Annotated in this window: 1 protein-coding gene; it reads left to right on the top strand. The window is 63.0% G+C overall.

The features are described from left to right. Positions 1-65 precede the first annotated feature (65 nt). On the top strand, positions 66-1,520 hold a 1,455-nt coding region (locus LIY45_RS30440), incomplete at its 3' end, for a DUF6531 domain-containing protein (protein ID WP_226478699.1).

Below are 1,520 nucleotides of genomic sequence, written 5' to 3'. Positions count from 1 at the left end.
AAACAGTCACTTCGGTTCGCCTGAACCGTTCCTCTCGAATGACCTGATCGCAAGGAAGCCGATTCTTGGCAGACACCGTACACGCCGCCCGTGTGGGCGATCCCATTCTGCACACCTCCGTCTGGGCTGAAATCCTCGCTACCGTCGCGGAAGCTGTCGTGTATGCCGCCGTCACTGCTGCGGTGATCGCCGCGGCACCGGCTGTTGCCGTAGCAGCGGCAGGCGCGGTGGTGATCAGCGTAGGCGCCGGTTTGTTGGTGACGGCAACGAGCCTGATTCCTGCCGGTGACAAATCCATCGGAGAGCATTTCAGCGATGCGTGCAGCGGCTTTTTCAACGCGCTGATTCCCCCCACGCCCCAGGGCAACATCGCCAGCGGTGCCGTCGATACTCGCATCAATAGCCAACTGGCCGCCCGTGCCGCCGGCATACAAACCGACGAACCCGACGAGCCCTCGGCCAAGCCCAGTGTGATGGAGACCCTTTTGGGCGTGGTCGCCGGACTCAACCCGGTCGTCGCGATCTACCAAACCATCGACGGCATTATCAACCCGCCCATGGTGGCCACGCCGGCCAGCGGAACCCGGCCCGCCGAACTGGACCAGGTGGTGTGCATGCGCCATCTGCCCATGCCCACCCAATACCTGGCCGAGGGCTCGTCGGAAGTTTTCATCAACAGTCAACCGGCCGTCCGTAGCGGTGATCGCACTACCTGCGAGGCCACCGTCGGCCCGGATACCGACGTATCACCGGATGTTCGCATCGGCGGCGAGCCGTTGGTGGTACGGCCCATCCAAGGTGGGAAAAACAAAATCGGCATGGCGGTGGGCATCATCGCCGGCATCCTCATCGCCCGAAAGTTCGGGCCCAAAAGCTGCACGGTGGGCAACCCGGTGGCCGTGTCCACCGGCAGCAAGGTCCAGGACGGCCCGGAAGACCTGGACTTCACCCTCCCCGGCATCCTGCCCATCGTGTGGGCACGTCGGTACAACAGCAATGACCGGCGCGACAACGGGCTGTTCGGCGTCGGCTGGAGCGTGTTCTACGAAGTTGAAATCGTGCGCGTGCCCCACCCGGACGGCGGTGACCTGTGGGTGTACATCAACGCCGAGGGTGAGCGCCTGGAACTGGGTCAACTCAAGCCGGGCAATCGCTTTGTCAGCGTCCTCGACGGCCTTGCTTTTTTTGCCATAAGCGATGACTTGACGGTGGTCGAGGACATCCATGAAGGTCTGTATCAGGTCTTTGAAACCGATCCCCACCACCCGCAGCGCTCGCGGCTCGTGCGCCTGGGTGACCGCAATCGCAATACCCTCAATTTGCACTATGACGACCGGGGCCGGTTGCTGCATCTGCTTGACACACGCAGCCGCGTCACCGTGCGCCTACGCTACAACGACTTGCACCCCGGTCGGGTGGAGCGAGTTGAGCGCCTGTACTTCAGTGACGAAGGCCCCGGGCATCTGGAACGCACCGAGCCGTTGGTGCACTACCGCTATGACAGCCAGGGCGACCTGAGC

The sequence above is a fragment of the Pseudomonas sp. MWU16-30323 genome (genome assembly GCF_020515595.1).
GTDB classification, from domain to species: Bacteria; Pseudomonadota; Gammaproteobacteria; order Pseudomonadales; family Pseudomonadaceae; genus Aquipseudomonas; species Aquipseudomonas yamanorum.
Note: the sequence above shows the minus strand (reverse complement) of the source record. Positions and strands in the feature narration are given on the sequence as shown.